1 protein-coding gene is annotated in these 1,309 nt (G+C 68.1%); it reads left to right on the top strand.

Translation table 11 applies throughout. From position 1 onward, the window contains the following. Positions 1 to 120: 120 nt before the first annotated feature. A partial coding sequence (locus DDE18_RS22450) for an IS110 family RNA-guided transposase (protein WP_116574653.1) occupies positions 121 to 1,309 on the top strand: 1,189 nt, incomplete at its 3' end.

Here is a 1,309-nt window from a genome sequence, read left to right as displayed (position 1 = left end):
ATCGGTCTGCCGCCTGCCGGGCACCGTGACGAGGTGTGGCCCAAGAAGGGACTGCCCTGCTCGTAGTAGCAATGCCCGCCTCGACGTCCACTCCGGAGCGAACACAGGCGGGAGCAGCACATGAGCCAAGATCCAGAGCAGGTCATCATCGGGGTCGATCCCCACAAGCTGTCGGCCACGATCGAGGTCGTCGACCGCAACGAGCAGATGTTGGGCTCGGGTCGGTTCACCACCGACAAGGCCGGCTACGCGGCGATGCGCAGGTACGCGAAGGCCTGGCCGGACCGGATCTGGGCCGTCGAGGGCGCCAACGGCGCCGGACGTCCCTTGGCCCAACGACTGCTCGAGTCCGGCGAGCGAGTCGTCGACGTTCCGGCGAAGCTGGCGGCCCGGGTCCGGCTCTTCGACACCGGACACAACCGTAAGACCGACGCCCGTGACGCACACTCGATTGCGATCGTCGCGGTGCGCACCAAGACCCTGCGAGTCCTTCAGATCGATGGCGAGCTCGAGGCCCTACGGCTGCTCACCGACCGCCGTGAAGCCCTCACCCGGCGTCGGGTCCAGACCGTCGACCGGCTCCAGGCCCTGTTGGCCGAACTCCTTCCGGGACAGGCCAAACGCGACATCACCACCGGCCAGGCCAAGGCCATGCTCGCATCGGTACGTCCCCGTGACATCGCCGGCAAGACCCGTCGCCGGATCGCCGCAGAGGAACTCGCCGACCTGGTCACGATCGAGGCCAAGATGAAGAAGGCAACCGCCGAGCTCAAGGCCCTCGTGATCGCCCGCGGCTCACGACTGATGGACATCCATGGCGTGGGACCGGTCGTGGCCGCCCGAGTCCTGGCCGACGTCGGCGACGTCGCCCGGTTCGCCGACCGCAACCGGTTCGCATCCTGGACCGGCACCGCACCCCTGGACGCCTCCTCCGGGGAGCAGAACCGCCACCGACTATCTCGTGCCGGGAACCGCCGGATGAACCACATGATCCACATCGCCGCGGTCACCCAACTCCGCCTGGACACCGAGGGCCGCGCCTACTACCGACGCAAGCGAGCCGAGGGCAAGAAGCCGCTCGAGGCCATGCGCTGCCTCAAACGCAGAGTCTCTGACGCGATCTACCGCCAGCTGCTCGAAGACGCCCCCGACACAGCCCACGACGCTGACACGGGTCCGGGAGGGCACTGCGGGGCGTCTCAAGAATCCAGCGCGGTCGACTCTCACCCGCTCATCGACACTTCGGATCAGCCACTTCCCGGACCCGCGACCACGACGCTACGCCCACGACCGCCCACCCGGAAGAGGG

It is taken from the genome of Nocardioides gansuensis (assembly GCF_003076135.1).
GTDB lineage: Bacteria > Actinomycetota > Actinomycetes > Propionibacteriales > Nocardioidaceae > Nocardioides > Nocardioides gansuensis.
This window is presented reverse-complemented; position numbering and strand designations above follow the sequence as displayed.